The organism is Acidimicrobiales bacterium (genome assembly GCA_016716005.1).
Classification (GTDB): domain Bacteria; phylum Actinomycetota; class Acidimicrobiia; order Acidimicrobiales; family JADJXE01; genus JADJXE01.
Genome location: JADJXE010000001.1, coordinates 212262 through 228163 on the forward strand (window position 1 = coordinate 212262; position 15902 = coordinate 228163).

Below are 15902 nucleotides of genomic sequence, written 5' to 3' on the forward strand. Positions count from 1 at the left end.
GGCGGGGGAGCTCGTCGCGGAAGTCGACGGTGCGCGGGCACGTGATCGGCGAGAAGTGGTGCTTGCAGAGGGGGAGTCGTGGCCAACCGTCGGACGAGGCTGGGCGCAGCGGTTGCGACGGCGGTCGCGCTGCTGGGCGGGACGATCGGAGCGGCCTGCACCGCCGACGGGGACGCCGGCGCCGGCGCCGAGGCGGCGTACCGCGCCACGATCCACCGCACCTCGTACGGGATCCCCCACGTGGTGGCCGACGACTGGGGAAGCGCCGGCTTCGGGCAGGCGTACGCCATGGCCCAGGACCGGGGCCGCATCCTGGCCGACCAGGTGCTCAAGGTGCGTGGCGAGCGCGCCGCCTTCCTCGGTCCGGGCGAGGGGGACGCCAACGTCACGAGCGACTTCGCCTACGCCGTGTTCGACGTGCACGGGCTGGCCGAGGCGGGCTTCGACGACCTGCCGGCCCGCGAGCGGGCGATGCTCGAGGGATACGCCGCTGGGTACAACGCGTACCTCGACGAGGCCGGTCCCGAGGGCTTCCCCGGCTGGTGCGCCGGCGCCGAGTGGATCCGGCCCGTCAGCGCCGTCGATGTCTACGCCTACCTGCGCGACGCCGTCCTGTACGGCAGCGGCGCCTCCCTGGCGGAGTACGTGGGCAACGCCCAGCCGCCCGGCTCACCCGTCGACACCACGGTGGTCGACCAGCAGTCCCTGGCCGACCTGCCGCCGCCGGGTTCGGACCTCGTCGAGGTGCACGCCAGCAACGGCTGGGCCTTCGGCGCCGACCGCACCGAGAGCGGCGGGGGCATGGTGCTCACCAACCCCCAGTTCGGCTGGTGGGGGCCCAGCCAGTTCCGGGAGAACCACCTCACCATCCCGGGCGAGGTCGACGTGTACGGTGGCTCGTTCGGCGCCATGCCCGGTATCCAGGTGGGCTTCAACGAGGCGGTGGCCTGGACCCACACCGTCGCCGGCAACGGTCGCCGCTTCACCGTCTACTCCCTCGACCTCGTCCCGGGGGATCCGCTCTCGTACCGCTACGACGACGAGGTGCGCGCCCTCGAGCCCGTCGAGGTCACCATCGACGTCCGCCGGCCCGACGGGTCGACCGAGGCCGTCACCCGCACCCTCTACCGGAGCCACTACGGCCCGGTCGCCGAGATCCCCGGCGTGGCCGAGTGGACGGCGGAGCAGGCCTTCACCTACCGAGACGCCAACAGTGACAACGACCAGGCGATCAGTCAGTGGCTCGGGATGAACACGTCCACGAGCATGGACGAGTTCCAGGCCGTGTTCGCCGAGGTGGACGGCATCCCCTGGGTGAACACCATGGCGGCATCGGCGGATGGCCGGGCGTGGTACGTCGACGCCTCGGCCACCCCCAACCTGAGCGCGGACACGATCGCCGGCTGGCGGGAGGCCGTGGCGTCCGACCCCCTCGCCGGGCTGCTGGCCACCCAGAACGTGGTGCTCCTGGACGGGAGTGACAGCCGCAACGAGTGGGTGGACGACCCCGCCGCCAGCGACCCCGGCCTCGTGCCCTTCGCCGAGAAGCCTCAGGTGGAGCGCACCGACCTGGTGTGGAACGCCAACCAGAGCCACTGGATCGTGAACACCGCAACCCGGCTCGAGGGCTACTCGCCCATGTTCGGCGAGGAGGGTTGGGCCCTCTTGCCCCGATCGGTGGCGGTGGCGCAAGTCGAGGACACCAGCCCTGCAGGGCCGGCCGGCGCGGACGGGCGCTTCACCCGCGCCGAGCTGCTGGAGATGTACTTCTCCAATACCTCGAGCACCGCCGAGCGGCTCCTCGACCAGGTGGTGGCCCGGTGCGAGGGAGCTGCGCCCGTCAGCGTCGAAGGCCAGACCGTCGACATCGGGCCAGCCTGCGCAGCCCTCGCCGTCTGGGACGGCCGCTTCGACGTCGACAGCCGGGGTGCGCTCGTGTGGCGGGAGCTGGTGACCACCTCCACCAGCCAGACGGTCAACTCGACGGCCGAGATCGGGCTCCCCTGGGCCGTGCCCTTCGACCCGGCCGATCCCCTCGGCACCCCCCGCGATCTCGCCCCGGCGCCACCCGAGGGCCCCGACCCCGTGCTCGAGAAGCTGGCCCGGGCCGTGCTCGTGCTCCAGCAGGCCGGCTTCGGCCCGGAGACGCCGCTCGGCGACGCCCAGTGGATCGAGAAGGGCGACGAGCGCATCCCCGCCGGCGGCGGCGTGTGGACGGACGGCGTCCAGAACATCCTCACCTTCGAGGCGCTGTTCGTGTCGTCCCTCGAGCCCTACCCGGAGCCCGACCGGCTCTCGCCGTCCGGCCTCACCGTCGACGGGTACCGCGGCGACCGCGGACCCGCCATCGTGCTGGCCATCGAGCTCACCGAGGACGGCCCCGTCGCCGAGGGCATCGCCGCCTACTCCCAGTCGAAGGACCCGGATTCGCCCCACTTCGCGGACCAGACAGCCATGTTCTCCGTCGAGGAGTGGCGACCCGTCCTGTTCACCGAGGAGGACGTCCTCGCCGACCCCGAGCTGGAGACGATCGAGGTGTCCGGCGGCTGACGGCCCCGGGGCCCGGCGGACCGGGCCGGAGGCGTCGCCCCAGCGGCGGCAACGCCTTGTCGGACGCCTGCGCGCGGTTTGCGCGCCCAGTCCTTCCAACGGACGGGGTCAGCGGGGTGGCTCCCAGCGGTCGAGGCTGCGGACGCCGACGAACGGTACGAAGCCGCGCGCCCGCGACTCGGCCAGCACGAAGGCGACGTGCTCCGGCTCCGTGGCGTAGTCGACGGTGAGCACGGGCAGCCCCTCGGCGTGCAGGGCCTCGAGCTCGGAGAGGTACGACTCGCTCGACACGTGCAGCGTCGAGTCCGGGTGCTCCTCCCACTCTGCCCGGCACGCCGGCGAGAGGCTCTCCACGTAGGCCTCGCCGTCGACGTCGAATTCGGTGGCGGGGAGGGGGCAGTCGCCGGGCGGGTCGCCGTCGGCACCCCCGTCGAACCAGACCTGCTCCTGGGCGAGCCCGTCGATGACGGCCCGGAGGTCGGGCCGGGTGGCGGCCAGCTCCGCCGCGTTCTGCTGGATCACCAGCGCGCCGGGGCGGCGTTCCCGCATCCGGTCGGCCAGCGCGCCCACCCACACCGCCATCTCCTCGGCCGGGTCGACCCCGTCGGCGTCGGCGGCCTCCGCCACCACCTCGTCGCTGTAGCCCTCCACCCAGTCGAGGTAGAGCCCGTCGAAGCCGAGCCCGGCCACCACGTCCACCAGACCGCCGTCGTCCAACCAGAGCGCCTGCCACTCGGGGTCCCAGTAGGCCACCGGGTAGTTCTCGGCCCACCCGTCGGGGTCCTCGGACAGGATCCACGCCGGGTCACCGATCCCCCAGCCCTCCTGCCAGTAGGTGCGGTACGACTCTGCCTCGCCGACGTCGACGTAGGCGACGACGGTCTTCCCGGCGTCGTGCAGCCGTTCGACCATGGCCCGCACAGGTACGTCGGCGCTGTCGGTTTCGGTGACGGCGGGGTCGATCACCACCAGGTCGTGGCTCGACGCGGCGATCGCCTCCACGACGTCGGGCTCGACGGGAACGGCGAGCAGGTACAGCCAGCGGTCGACCTCGGCCAGCGCACCAGGGCCGCGGGCCCCCTCGTCGTCACAGGCGCCCGCCACGAGCAGGGCTGCAGCGAGCGCCACGGCGAGCAGGCTGGCACCGGCGTTCACACCCACAGTCAACCGTGTCACGGGCGGAGCGCCCGGTGCGACCACGCATGCCGGGTGCCGGGGTCGACCGCCCCGACGGGCACGTCCACCACGTCGAGCTCGCCGGGCCCACCGGCAAGGCCAACCTGGCCGGGCTGTGCTGGCACCACCACCAGCGCATCCACCTCGACGGCTTCACCCTCACCGACAACGCCGACCACCGCCTCGAGTGGCGAGACCAGCGCGGGCGGCTCATCGGCCGGCCTGCCCTGCGACCCGACCTCCACCAACCACCTGACCCCCGCCAGTCCAGCTGGTGCCTGGTCGAACGGGGGCGCGGCGCCGGTCAGATGATCCGGCTCTGGTGGTCCTTCCAGTACTCGTCCTTCAGCAGCCGCTTGTAGAGCTTGCCGGTCGGGTGGCGGGGGAGCTCGTCGCGGAAGTCGACGGTGCGCGGGCACTTGATCGCCGAGAGGTGGTGCTTGCAGTACTCGATCAGCTCCCGCTCGAGCTGGGGTCCGGCCTCGGCCGGGTCGGCGGGCTGCACGACCGCCTTCACCTCCTCGCCGAAGTCCTCGTTGGGCACGCCGAAGACGGCCACGTCCATCACCTTGGGGTGCATGGCCAGCACGTTCTCGGCCTCCTGCGGGTAGACGTTCACCCCGCCCGAGATGATCATGTAGGCCTTGCGGTCGGTGAGGTAGAGGAAGCCGTCGGCGTCGAGGTAGCCGACGTCGCCGAGGGTGCTCCAGCCCTTGTCGTTGCGGGAACCGGCGGTCTTGTCCGGGTCGTTGTGGTACTCGAACTCCCCGCCGTTGCCGAAGAAGATGGTCCCCGACTCGCCGGTGGGGACCTCGCTGCCCTCCTCGTCGAGGACGTGCAGCTCGCCGAAGAGGGGCTTGCCGACGGTGCCCTTGTGGGCGAGCCAGTCGGTGGAGTTGCAGTAGACGAAGCCGTTGCCCTCGGTGCCGGCGTAGTACTCGTGGATCACCGGGCCCCACCAGGCGATCATCTGCTCCTTGACGGGCACCGGGCACGGCGCGGCCGCGTGGATGGCGCACGCCAGGCTCGACACGTCGTAGCGGCCCCGCACCTCCTCGGGCAGCTTGAGCATCCGGATGAACATGGTGGGCACCCACTGCGAGTGGGTGACCCGGTGGCGCTCGATGAGCGCGAGCGCCTCCTCGGGGTCGAAGTGCTCCATCACCACGGCCGTGCCGCCCACCCGGTTGACCGCCATGGTGAAGCGCAGGGGCGCGGCGTGGTAGAGCGGCGCGGGCGAGATGTACACGGTGTCCTGGTCGAACCCGAACAGGCCTTGCGCCAGGAGCAGCAGGGTGGGCGCCGTGCCCAGCGGCACCGCGGGGAGGGGGACCTTGACCCCCTTCGGGCGCCCCGTGGTGCCCGAGCTGTAGAGCATGTCGACGCCTTCGACGGCGTCGGGGAGCGGCTCCGAGGGGAAGCGGGACACCGTGGCCTCGAAGCTCTCGAAGCCGTCGACGACGCCGTCGAGCATCAGCCGGACCCTGCAGTCGGGGATGCCGTTGAGCACCTCCCACGCCACGTCCCGCTTGTCGTACGAGGCGATGAACACCTTGGCGCCGCAGTCGTTGACGATGTACTCGACCTCGCCGGGCGTGAGGCGGGAGCTGATCGCCGTGTAGTACAGCCCGGCGTAGTGCGCACCCCACGCGATCTGCAGGAACCGTGGGTTGTTCTCCATGAAGAAGGCCACGTGGTCGCCGGGCTGCAGCCCGAGGTCGCGGAAGAACCGGGCGAGGCGGTTGGCCTCGGCGTCGAGCTCGCGGTAGGTCACCACCTGTCCGGTGCCGCCCATGATGTAGGCCGGCTTGTCGGGCGTGGTCGCGACGTGAGCTCCGGGATACACGGGTCTCCTCCCAAACACCAGCAGCGGGCTTCGTGCGACCGTACCACCGGCCGCGCCGCTACCGTGGCGGTCGTGGACCCCGTGGCCCGCTTCAGCGAGCTGGTGCAGGGGCCCGAGGCGGCCCTCCCGCTGGACGAGGCGGCGCTCCTGGTGGCGAGCCACCTCCGCCCGGGCCTCGACGTGCCCGCCCAGCTGGCCCGCATCGACGACCTCGCCGGCGCCTGCTGGGCGCCCACGCTCGACGCCCTCGTCCGCCACCTGTTCGTGGAGCAGGGGTTCCACGGCAACCGGGCCGACTACTACGACCCGAGGAACTCGTTCCTCGACGAGATCCTCGATCGGCGCACCGGGATCCCCCTGTCGCTGTCGCTGCTCACGATGGAGGTGGGGCGCCGGATCGGCGTGCCCCTCGCAGGGGTGGGGATGCCCGGGCACTTCCTGCTGCGCACCTGGGACCCCGAGGTGTTCGTCGACGCCTTCGATGGTGGCCGCCAGCTCACCCGACGCCAGTGCCGGGCCCGCTTCCACGACGTCCTGGGCCCCGACGCCGAGTTCGACGAGGCGTTCCTCGAGCCCATCGGGCGCCGCGCGATCCTCGTCCGCCTGCTCGCCAACCTCAAGAGCATCTACCTGCGCGCCGGCGACCGGCGCTCCCTCGCCTGGGTGCTCGGGCTCGCCGTCCGCATGCCGGGAGCGGCGCCGGCCGACCGCCAGCTGCTCGCCCGGGTGCTGGCCGCGCTCGGTCGCTTCGACGAGGCCGCCGAGCAGCTCGAGGTCCTCGTCGTCGACGTGGCCTCCGCGGCCGACGCCGGTCGCCAGGGGCTGCGGCCCGACGAGCTCCTCGGCGAGGCGAGCCGCCTGCGGGCCCGGCTCAACTGAGGAGGACCGGAGTGATCGACCCGCGAACCAAGCGCTGCCTGGGACAGATGATGAAGGGCGTCCAGGTCGTGGGGGCCGCCCACGGCGGGGTGGTGCGCGCCTACTGCTCGCACTGGGTGTGCCAGGTCGCCTTCGCCGAGCCGGTGGTGATGGCCTCGGTGTCCCCGAGGCACGACACGTTCCCCCTCATCGAGGCCTCCGGGCGGTTCGCGGTGTCGATCCTGGCGGGCGACCAGGTGGACGTCGGCCAGTACTTCTCGTACCCGGGGCGCCGCTTCCACCACGTGGCCTCGGAGTGGCTCGAGCTGGTCGACGGCCTCCCGGTGGTCCCGGGCTGCATCGCCTGGCTGGCCTGCGAGGTGTTCGACCGCAAGCCCATGATCGACCACGAGCTCTTCTTCGCTCGCGTCGTCGGGGTGGGCGAGGGGAGGCTGGGCGAGCCGCCCCTCCTGTACTCGTCACGCCTCGGCTGGCGGGTCACCGGCGAGAAGGCCCGCGAACCGGGTGACTCGGTGCGCGACCGGCTGCTGGCCCGGCTGGAGGCCGCCGGCTACGAGGCCGCCGGGCCCGAGCCCGCCGACGAGGGGTGAGCCGTCCCGGTCACCACCACCGACCGAAGCGGTACACGCAGTAGCCCGCATCGGGGTCGACGCGGTAGCCGCAGGTCATCCCGTAGTACTCGGCCTCGCTGCCACTGGGCGTCACCCAGTAGACGTAGTCGCAGGCGAGCATGTCGCCGTACGCGCACGCGTCCATGAGGTCACCCAGCGACCACCCGGTGTCGATGCCCGGGCACGGCCCGGCGAAGCCGACGAACTCGGGCGACTCCGAGAACTCCACCATCATCCAGCCCCAGGGCAGGCCCCGGTACAGCTGGTCGACCCAGTAGCCGTAGCCGCCGGGGTCGGGGTCGCGGCCCAGCACGTTCAGGTACACGAGCCACACGAAGTCCTCGTTCGACAGGCCTCCGTAGGTGCTTAGGAACTCGGCGGAGTACGTGAACCCGTCGGCGATCTGACCCAGCGGCACGCCGCGGTCGTACACGCCCATCCAGTACCAGAACCCGTCCCAGTCCGGGGCCCGGAAGAAGAAGGCCTGGTAGAGGCGGGCGACGGAGCCCTCGTCGGGCGCGCAGTACTTGGCAGTGGGCGGCGCCGAGCGAGGGCCGGACGGGGCCGCGGCCGCGCCCGTCACGGCCGGCCCGACGAGGAGGGTGGCCACGGCGACGGCCGCGGCGATCGTGCGTCGCATCTCGGTGCCCCTTTCGCGCAGGTACCTGCCCCTCGAGGGTGCCACTGCGCCGGGCGAGGCGGAAGGGCCGAACGGCCCGGCACGGCGCTCGGGTAGGATCCGCCGACCGTCTCTTGGGGGGTGGACTCTGATGACTGCCGTCACCGACGTCACGATCGGCGCCGACGAGCAGCGCGTCGTCGAGCTCGTCGACGAGCTGCTGGCGGGGCACCCGCCGACGAGCACCGACTCGGCGACCTTCCTCGGTGCCCAGTTCGATCTCGGGCTGGCGTGGGTGCACTTCCCCGAGGGCTCGGGCGGCCTCGGGCTGAGCCCCAAGCTCCAGCGCACGATCAACGAACGGGTCTTCGCCGCCGGGGGGCCGAACCCGTACTACCGGAACCCCATCGGTCACGGCATGGGTGCCCCCACCGTGGTCACCCACGGCTCCGAGGAGCAGAAGCGCCGCTACCTGCGCCCGCTGTTCACGGGCGAGGAGATCTGGTGCCAGCTGTTCAGCGAGCCCGGTGCCGGCTCCGACGTGGCCAGCCTGTCGTCGCGCGCCGTGCGCGACGGTGACGAGTGGGTCGTCAACGGCCAGAAGGTGTGGACCACGCTGGCCCATCTGTCGCGGTGGGGCATGCTCGTCGCCCGCACCGACCCGGAGCAGCCCAAGCACAAGGGCCTCACGTACTTCGTCGTCGACATGCACGCCCCTGGCGTGGAGGTGCGGCCGCTCCGCCAGATGACCGGCGAGGCCGAGTTCAACGAGGTCTACTTCACCGACGTCCGCATCCCCGATGCCGAGCGCCTCGGCGAGGTGGGCGAGGGCTGGCGGGTGTCGCTCACGACCCTGATGAACGAGCGGGTGTCGATCGGCGGCACGGTGATGCCCAGGGGCTCGGGGCCCATCGCCGCGGCGGTGAGGCTCTGGCAGGACCTGCCGCCCGAGCGCAAGGACGAGACCACCCTCGACCGGCTCATGCAGCTGTGGAGCGAGGCCGAGGTGTCGCGGCTCACCAACCTGCGGGCCTCGCAGAACCGCCAGAAGGGCGTGCCGGGGCCCGAGGGATCCACCGGCAAGCTCCACTTCGCCGAGCTCAACAAGAGGATCTACGAGCTCTGCATGGACCTGCTCGGTGCCGACGGGATGCTCTACTCGAGCTACGAGATGCTGCGGCCGGAGACGGCCATGGGTGCCGACAGCCTCCAGAAGGCGTTCCTGCGCTCGCGTGCCAACTCCATCGAGGGCGGCACCTCCGAGATCATGCGCAACATCCTCGGCGAGCGCGTGCTGGGCCTGCCGGGCGACGTGCGGGTCGACAAGGAGCTGCCCTGGACCAAGGTGCCGCGCAACTAGTCCCAGCCGGCCGAGCCCGCTCGGGCTCGCCGTTCTGTGCACCGGATCGGTCGGAAACCGAACCCTGCCGTGCACAGAACGCGAGCGGCTGGGGTCAGCGCAGGAACTCGATCCAGTCCTCGGGGTCGCGGCCCAGCCGGCGCAGGCGCTCCGCGGCCCAGATCGGGGGCTCGTAGGGGTCGCCCCGTGCGGCCCTGGCGTCCATCGGGCCGTCGTCCGCGAACACGTGACAGGTGTTGCGGTTGCGCTCGAAGCGCTCGCGGGCCCGCTCGCGCCGCTCGGCCGGGTCGGCAAGGCGCGCCTCGCCCGGCCCGTCGTCGGAGCCCCACGAGAGCGTGTAGGCCGACTGGACGGCCACCGGCGCCATGGCCTGCAGGAGCGCCGTGACGTGGCTGCACCCGCGCGGACCGCCGAACAGCTCGCGCACCCGGTGCGTGAAGCCGCGGGCGATCGACAGGCCGACCAGCCGGTCGTACCGGGGGAGGATGGCGTCGCACTCGAGGTTCGGCCGGACGTCCATCACCGGCACGGCCTCGACGATCGCGAAGGTGGCCAGGTCGACGACGAGGTCGACGGTCATGTCGTGGATCACGAGAGGGTCGGGGTCGCCGGGGATCAGCCCACGGGGGCGCACGTCGCGCAGGTGGCCGCGCAGGCGGACCCGCCCGTCTCCCTCGTCGAAGGCGTCGACCTCGTAGGTGCGACGGTGGACCGGCCCGTCGGCGTCGTCGGTCACGGGACCATCCCCGTGTGGAGGCCCGTGCCCCGCAGATGGGCCGTCTCGTTCAACGACGCCACGCTCCGCTCGCCCGACCGGGCCGCCATCACCCGGCTGATGCTCGTGTACACGGGATAGAAGAAGCCCGTCTCGAAGCGATCGCCCAGGTCGAGGACGTGGGCCACGTAGGCGTTGATCACCCCGCCGTGGCACACCACCGCCACGCGACGCGACGGGTTGGCCTCGATCACCCGCTCGACCGCCTCCACCACCACGGCGCGGAAGGTGGCCGGGTCGACCTCGCCGTCGGTCCAGGTGCCCTCCAGCACCTCCTTCCAGCGCGGGTCGCCGGTGGCCTTCAGCTCCTCGACCGGCACGTAGAAGTGGGCGTTGCGGTCGTACTCCGCCAGCTCGTCGTCGACCACGACCTCCAGGCCGTGGGCCGCCGCCAGCGGCGCCGCCGTCTCCCGGGCGCGCTGCATGGGGCTGGAGAAGACGGCGTCGATGCGCTCGTCGCGCAGCCAGGCGGCCAGGTGGAGGGCCTGGTCGCGGCCGACCTCGCTCAGCTCGGGGTCGGCGGGCGGACCACCCTCGTCGTGCTCGACCCTGATCGGCAGGGCGTGGCGGATGAGGAGCAGCTCCATCGGCCGGAGCATACGGGGCCCGCTCGGCCCGCCCGCCGGAGTCCCCGCGTAGGGTGGCCGCCGTGGAGGTGCTCTCCAGCCGGGTCCTGATCCACCCGGCCGACGTCGACGGGCTCGTGGGCTTCTACCGCGACGTGGTGGGTCTGCGGATCTACCGCGAGTTCGGGGCCGAGGGCAGGGTCACCGGGGTGGTGTTCTTCCTCGGCGGCGGCTTCCTCGAGATCGGCCGGGGCTCCACCGCGCTGGCCACGCCGGGCCCCGTCACCCTCTGGCTGCAGGTGCCCGACGTCGACGCCGAGGTCGGGCGGCTGGCCGCAGCCGGCGTGGAGGTGCTCGAGCCGCCGGCGACCAGGCCGTGGGGCCTCCGCGAGGGCTGGGTCGCCGACCCGGCCGGCAACCGCCTCGTGCTGGTCCAGGTGCCGGACGACCATCCCCTGCGGCGGCGGGTCTGACCGGCGTGCCGTCCCGAGCGGGCGAGGGTCGTGGCGACGCGGCGGCACCGGCACCCCCGCCCGAGGACCTGCACGTCGTCGTCCACGACGGACCACCGGGCTCGCCCCTCGTCGTGCTGGTGCACGGCTCCATGGACCGATCGGCCGGCATGGCGCGGGTCGCCCGCCACCTGGCCGCGTGCACGGTCGTGCGCTACGACCGGCGCGGCTACGCCCGGTCGCGCCGGGCTCGCCCGGCCGGGCGGTTCGACGACCACGTCGACGACCTGGTGGCGGTGCTCGACGGTCGGCAGGCCGTGGTGCTGGGGCACAGCTACGGCGGGGTGATCGCCCTCGCCGCCGCGGCCAGGGCGCCCGAGCTCGTCACCGGCGTGGTCGTGTTCGAACCCCCGCTGTCCTGGCTCCCGTGGTACCCGGAGGGGACCGCAGGAGCGACCGTGCTCGCCGCAGCGGCCCGGCCCGAGGAGGCGGCCGAGCGGTTCCTCCGGAGGATGATCGGCGACGAGCGCTGGGAGCGCCTGCCGGCTCGGACCCGCGCCGAGCGCCGGTCGGAGGGGGCCGCCCTGGTCGCCGAGCTGCGCTTCCTGCGGCAGGGCCCGGCGCCGTTCGACCCGGCCGACGTGGCCTGCCCGGTCATCGCCGCCTGCGGTTCCGAGGGGCGCGGGCACCACCGCCAGGGCGTGACCTGGATCGCCGAGCACGTGGCCGACGGGCGGGTGGTGGAGGTGGCGGGGGCGCACCACGGCGCTCACCTCACGCACGCCGCCGCGCTGGCGCACCTCGTGCAGCAGCTGCTCCCTGTCGACGGGCCCGGCCGGGCGTCTCCGTAGGCTTGCGGCCATGGCCGATCAACGACCCGTCACCCTCTCGTCGGAGGGCCCGCCCGAGACCGTGCTCGACCCCGAGCCGCCCGAGGTGCTGGCCGCGCTGGCCGACGCCATGGCGGCGCCCGCCGCCGAGCGCCGGGCCGCGGTGGCGGCCGTGGTCGCGCGCTGGCCCCGGTTCCTCGACGGGTGGGCGCGCCTGGGCGAGCTCGGACGGGACGACGTCGAGTGCTACGCGTGCTTCCGTGTGGGCTACCACCGCGGGCTCGACCGGTTGCGGGCCAGCGGCTGGCGCGGGTCGGGCTACGTGCGGTGGCGGCACGAGGAGAACCGCGGCTTCCTGCGCTCCCTCGACGGTCTGCGGCGGGCGGCCGCCGCCATCGGCGAGCGCGACGAGGAGGAGCGGTGCGCCACCTTCCTGGGCCAGCTCGACCCCGACGGGCGCGGCGACGCCCCGTGACGCCCGCACGGGGATCGGCATCCCGCGTCTCCCGTCCGGGACGGACCGCTGTGCGGGCCGATCGGGACGGAGAACCGCGGCGCCGTGGCACGTGCGAGCGGGGGTGAGCCCGGCGCCCTTCTCCGGGGTGGTGCTCACCGGCGGGCGGAGCTCGCGGATGGGTGCCGACAAGGGGTTGCTGGCGGTGCGGGGCGTGCCCATGGCCGTGCTGGCCGGTCGAGCCCTGGCCGGCGCCGGCGCGGCCGAGGTGCTCGCCGTGGGCGGCGACCTGGGCGCGCTGGAGGGGCTCGGCCTGGCCGCGCTCCCCGACGACCATCCCGGGGAGGGGCCGCTGGGCGGGATCCTGACGGCCCTCCGGGTGGCCGCCCACGACCCGGTCGTGGTTCTGGCCTGCGACCTGGCGATGGTCGACGCGGCCGGGATCCGAGAGGTGGTCGCCGCCCTGGGGTCGGCCGACGACGCCGCGGTGCCCGAGCTCCGCGGCCGGCTCGAGCCGCTCCACGCCGCGTACCGGCGCCGTTGCGGCCCGGTGCTCGAGCGGGCCTTCGCAGCCGGCGAGCGCGCGCCTCGCCGTGCCCTGGCGGGGCTCGCGGTCCGCCGGGTGTCCCTGTCGGACCCGGGGTGGCTCCGGAACGTGAACCGGCCCGACGACCTGCCGTAGCCTCCTGCCCCCGGGAGGGAGCCGTGCAGGTCCACGAGGTGAGCAGCGACAGCGGGCCGCGGAGCGGCCGGGTGCCGGGGTGAGCGGCACCGAGCATCGCTGGGTCGACCGGCCGGAGCAGCTGGCCGAGGTGGTCGAGTCGCTGCTCGGCGAGCCCGCCTACGCCGTCGACACCGAGTTCCACCGCGAGCGCACCTACTTCCCGAAGGTGGCGCTGGTGCAGCTGGCCGGCCCCCGGGGCGTCGCCCTGGTGGACGCGTTGGCCGTCGACCTGGCCCCACTCGGCCGGTTGCTCGACGGCTCCGGCACCGCGGTGATGCACGCCGCCGGGCAGGACCTCGAGGTGCTCGACCGGGCGTGCGGCACGGTGCCGACGCACCTGTTCGACACCCAGGTGGCCGCCGGCTTCGTGGGCTACGGCACCCCGTCGCTGGTGGCCCTGCTGTCGGGCGAGCTCGGGGTCAAGGTGCCCAAGGGCGATCGGCTCACCGACTGGCTGCGCCGGCCCCTCACCGCCGACCAGCGCGCCTACGCCGCGTCCGACGTCGCCCACCTCCTCGCCCTCCACCGGCGCCTGGTGGAGCGCCTCGAGGAGCGGGGCCGCCTCGGATGGGCGCTGGACGAGTGCGACGAGCTGCGGCTCCGCCCCGTCGGCGGTGCCGTGCCCGAGGAGGCCTGGCTCCGGCTGAAGGAGCACCGGCACCTGCGGGGCACGAGCAGGGGGGTGGCCCAGGCGGTGGCGGCGTGGCGGGAGCGGCGGGCCGCCCGGCTCGACCAGCCCGTGCGTCAGGTGCTGCCCGACCTGGCGCTGGTGAGCATCGCCCAACGCCCGCCCCGGACCCTCGCCGAGCTCCAGCAGGTGCGGGGCCTCGATGGTCGCCACACGCGGGGTCCGGTGGGCGAGGAGCTGCTGGCCGCGGTCGCCGAGGGGCTCCGCCTGCCGGCCGACCAGGTGCAGGAGTCGAGGGGCGAGGATCTCCCTCGCCACCTGCGCCCTGCGGTCACCCTGGTCTCGGCCTGGGTGAGCCAGCTGGCCCGCGACGCCGAGCTCGACACCGCCCTCCTGGCCACCCGCAGCGACCTGGTCGAGCTGCTCGGGGATCCGCCCTCGGGGCGGCTCACCCACGGCTGGCGCGCCGAGCTGGCGGGCGAGGCGGTGCGCAAGCTGGTGCGCGGCGAGGCCGCGCTCGCCTTCGACGGCCGGGGCAACCTCGTGCTGGAGGCCCGCTCGGCCCGCCCGCTCCAGGGCTGACCGGCTCAGCCGGGCCGCAGCACCACCGCCTGGTCGGGCCCCACGGCGCCCCGGTAGGCCGCGCCCTCACCGGTGCCGTCGCTTGCCACCTCGACCGTCCAGCTCCCCGCGAGCGCGACCGGTCGGTCCTCCCCGGCGAAGTTCACGACCACCACCCGCTCGTCGCCGGGCGCCTCCCGCCGGTACGCCAGCACCCCGTCCGGGGCGTCGACGTGGGCGAAGGCGCCGAGGCGGAGCGCCCGAGAGCCCCGGCGGGCGGCCAGGAGCCGCCGGTAGAGGTGCAGGATCGACGCCGGGTCGGCGCGGAGGTCGGCCACGTTGCGATGGTCGGGGTCGGGCGACCAGGGCAGCCACGGTTCGGCTGGGCCGGGCCAGCCGTGGCCGGGGTCACCGGTCCAGGGGATGGGGGCCCGGCACCCGTCGCGGCCCCCGGGATCCACCTCGCGCCCGGGCGGGACGACGGCGTCCTCCAGCCCCAGCTCCTCACCGGCGTACAGGAACGGGGTGCCCCGCAGCGTGAGCAGCAGCACCGCTGCGGCGCGGGCCCGGGGCTCGGAGCCGTACCGCGTGCGATGGCGTCGGTTGTCGTGGTTGGAGAGGACCCACGTGGGCCAGGCATCCCGCGGGTCGAGCTCGCTGACGACCTCGTCGATGCGGATCCGCCAGGCCGCGGCGTCCCACGGCGCGTAGAGGGGCGGGAAGTTGAAGGCCAGGTGGAGCTCGTCGCCGCGGCCGTAGTACGTGGCGACCAGCTCCGTCGACAGCAGGTAGACCTCGCCCACCATCACCCGGTCGCCGGGGTACGAGTCGAGCAGGGACCGGAGGTCGCGCAGCAGGCGGTGGGTGGCCGGGTCGTCGTTGAGCGCCGAGTGCGGGATGGGGATGAGCTCCGGGGGGTCGTCGGCCAGCGCCGGGTCCTTGCCGATGGCGTGGATCACGTCGGCCCGGAAGCCGTCGACGCCACGGTCGAGCCAGAACCGCAGCGTGTCGTGCATCGCCGCCACGACCTGCGGGTTCGACCAGTCCAGGTCGGGCTGCTGGGGCAGGAACAGGTGCAGGTAGTACTGGCCCGACGCCTCGTCGAGGGTCCACGCCGGCGCGCCGTCCATGAACGCGGCCACCCAGTTGTTGGGCACCGAGCCGTCCGGCGCCGGGTCGCGCCACACGTACCAGTCGCGGCGCGCGCTGGTCGGGGAGGAGCGGGCCTCGACGAACCACGGGTGGCGGTCGGACGTGTGGTTCGGCACCCAGTCGAGCAGCACCCGGAGCCCCCGCTGGTGGGCCTCGTCGAGGAGCCGGTCGAAGCCGGCGAGGGTGCCGAACACCGGGTCGATGTCGCAGTGGTCGGCCACGTCGTAGCCGAAGTCGGCCATGGGGCTCGGGTAGACGGGCGAGAGCCACAGCGCGTCGACGCCAAGCCACACGAGGTGGTCGAGGTGGGAGCGGAGCCCCTCCAGGTCGCCGACGCCGTCCCCGTCGCTGTCGGCGAACGACCGCGGGTAGATCTGGTAGACGACCGCCGACTTCCACCAGGGCTCGGGCACCGAGGGATGCTAGACGCGGGGCTCCACGGGTCCGGCCCGGTGGAGCGGTAGACTCAACGGTCAACCGTCCCCGTCCAGGGAGTCTTCTGGTGAAGAAGGGTCGACACCGGCGCTTCGAGGAGGCACGCGCCCTGAAGCGCAGCCACGAGTCGCTCGACCTCGTCCTCGACGACGAGGGTGAGCGCCGTGTGTCCACGGAGCCCTGTGCCGAGTGCGGAGCCGAGCCGGGCGAGTCGCACGCGTCGTGGTGCCTGGCCGAAGAGGACGCCGACGCCGAGCTCGAGGACGACGACGACCGCTGACCGG

General features: G+C 73.6%; 17 protein-coding genes. 11 read left to right on the plus strand and 6 right to left on the minus strand.

Annotation, left to right across the window (positions count from 1 at the left end; genetic code table 11):
* The first annotated feature begins 78 nt into the window (after positions 1 to 78).
* Positions 79 to 2550: a penicillin acylase family protein gene (locus IPM45_01045; GenBank protein MBK9178155.1), complete on the plus strand. Its 2472-nt coding sequence runs from the start codon at positions 79 to 81 to the stop codon at positions 2548 to 2550.
* Positions 2551 to 2658: 108 nt separating this feature from the next.
* Here the strand turns inward: IPM45_01045 and IPM45_01050 are convergent, their stop codons facing one another.
* Positions 2659 to 3678 carry an endo alpha-1,4 polygalactosaminidase gene (locus tag IPM45_01050; protein MBK9178156.1) on the minus strand — a complete coding sequence of 340 codons (1020 nt, stop codon included), beginning with the start codon at positions 3676 to 3678 and terminating at the stop codon, positions 2659 to 2661.
* A gap of 62 nt (positions 3679 to 3740) precedes the next feature.
* Between IPM45_01050 and IPM45_01055 the strand changes: the two genes are divergently transcribed.
* Positions 3741 to 4088, plus strand: a complete 348-nt coding sequence (locus tag IPM45_01055) for a hypothetical protein (protein MBK9178157.1) — start codon at positions 3741 to 3743, stop codon at positions 4086 to 4088.
* Here the strand turns inward: IPM45_01055 and IPM45_01060 are convergent.
* A complete protein-coding gene (locus tag IPM45_01060; GenBank protein ID MBK9178158.1) occupies positions 4031 to 5572 on the minus strand; it encodes an AMP-binding protein in 1542 nt (513 codons plus the stop codon). The two genes, IPM45_01055 and IPM45_01060, sit on opposite strands and share 58 nt — an antisense overlap.
* A 72-nt stretch (positions 5573 to 5644) precedes the next feature.
* On the opposite strand from IPM45_01060, the gene IPM45_01065 reads away from it, so the two are divergent.
* Together IPM45_01065 and IPM45_01070 are read left to right on the plus strand one after the other, a co-directional pair.
* A complete protein-coding gene (locus IPM45_01065; protein ID MBK9178159.1) occupies positions 5645 to 6451 on the plus strand; it encodes a transglutaminase family protein in 807 nt (268 codons plus the stop codon).
* 11 nt (positions 6452 to 6462) lie between these two features.
* Positions 6463 to 7041, plus strand: a complete 579-nt coding sequence (locus tag IPM45_01070; GenBank protein MBK9178160.1) for a flavin reductase — start codon at positions 6463 to 6465, stop codon at positions 7039 to 7041.
* A gap of 10 nt (positions 7042 to 7051) precedes the next feature.
* Here IPM45_01070 and IPM45_01075 read toward each other — a convergent pair whose 3' ends face one another.
* The gene (locus IPM45_01075) at positions 7052 to 7702 is read right to left on the minus strand and encodes a DUF4214 domain-containing protein (protein ID MBK9178161.1); all 651 of its coding nucleotides are present in this window, start codon (positions 7700 to 7702) and stop codon (positions 7052 to 7054) included.
* A gap of 130 nt (positions 7703 to 7832) precedes the next feature.
* On the opposite strand from IPM45_01075, the gene IPM45_01080 reads away from it, so the two are divergent.
* Positions 7833 to 9041 (plus strand): acyl-CoA dehydrogenase family protein, encoded by a 1209-nt coding sequence (locus IPM45_01080; GenBank protein ID MBK9178162.1) that lies wholly within the window; start codon positions 7833 to 7835, stop codon positions 9039 to 9041.
* Positions 9042 to 9135: 94 nt separating this feature from the next.
* Here IPM45_01080 and IPM45_01085 read toward each other — a convergent pair whose 3' ends face one another.
* Entirely contained in the window at positions 9136 to 9777 is a 642-nt protein-coding gene (locus IPM45_01085) for a DUF2889 domain-containing protein (protein ID MBK9178163.1), read from the minus strand.
* Complete coding sequence (locus IPM45_01090; GenBank protein MBK9178164.1) at positions 9774 to 10403, minus strand: histidine phosphatase family protein; 630 nt, start codon at positions 10401 to 10403, stop codon at positions 9774 to 9776. The genes IPM45_01085 and IPM45_01090 overlap by 4 nt, the downstream gene beginning before the upstream one ends.
* Positions 10404 to 10465: 62 nt before the next feature.
* Here IPM45_01090 and IPM45_01095 point away from each other — a divergent pair, with 62 nt between their 5' ends.
* The 5 genes from IPM45_01095 to IPM45_01115 all read left to right on the plus strand — a co-directional run bounded on the left by IPM45_01095 (position 10466) and on the right by IPM45_01115 (position 14052).
* Positions 10466 to 10855 (plus strand): VOC family protein, encoded by a 390-nt coding sequence (locus IPM45_01095; GenBank protein MBK9178165.1) that lies wholly within the window; start codon positions 10466 to 10468, stop codon positions 10853 to 10855.
* 5 nt (positions 10856 to 10860) lie between these two features.
* Positions 10861 to 11685, plus strand: coding sequence for an alpha/beta hydrolase (locus IPM45_01100; protein MBK9178166.1), 825 nt, complete (start codon positions 10861 to 10863; stop codon positions 11683 to 11685).
* A 10-nt stretch (positions 11686 to 11695) separates the two neighbouring features.
* Positions 11696 to 12139 carry a DUF3151 family protein gene (locus tag IPM45_01105; protein MBK9178167.1) on the plus strand — a complete coding sequence of 148 codons (444 nt, stop codon included), beginning with the start codon at positions 11696 to 11698 and terminating at the stop codon, positions 12137 to 12139.
* 103 nt (positions 12140 to 12242) lie between these two features.
* Entirely contained in the window at positions 12243 to 12800 is a 558-nt protein-coding gene (locus IPM45_01110; protein ID MBK9178168.1) for a molybdenum cofactor guanylyltransferase, read from the plus strand.
* A 79-nt stretch (positions 12801 to 12879) separates the two neighbouring features.
* Complete coding sequence (locus tag IPM45_01115) at positions 12880 to 14052, plus strand: HRDC domain-containing protein (protein ID MBK9178169.1); 1173 nt, start codon at positions 12880 to 12882, stop codon at positions 14050 to 14052.
* Positions 14053 to 14057: 5 nt separating this feature from the next.
* On the opposite strand, the gene IPM45_01120 is transcribed toward IPM45_01115, so the two are convergent.
* A complete protein-coding gene (locus tag IPM45_01120; GenBank protein MBK9178170.1) occupies positions 14058 to 15596 on the minus strand; it encodes a DUF3459 domain-containing protein in 1539 nt (512 codons plus the stop codon).
* 89 nt (positions 15597 to 15685) lie between these two features.
* Between IPM45_01120 and IPM45_01125 the strand changes: the two genes are divergently transcribed.
* On the plus strand, positions 15686 to 15898 hold the full coding sequence (locus IPM45_01125; GenBank protein ID MBK9178171.1) for a hypothetical protein: 213 nt from the start codon (positions 15686 to 15688) through the stop codon (positions 15896 to 15898).
* Positions 15899 to 15902 lie beyond the last annotated feature (4 nt).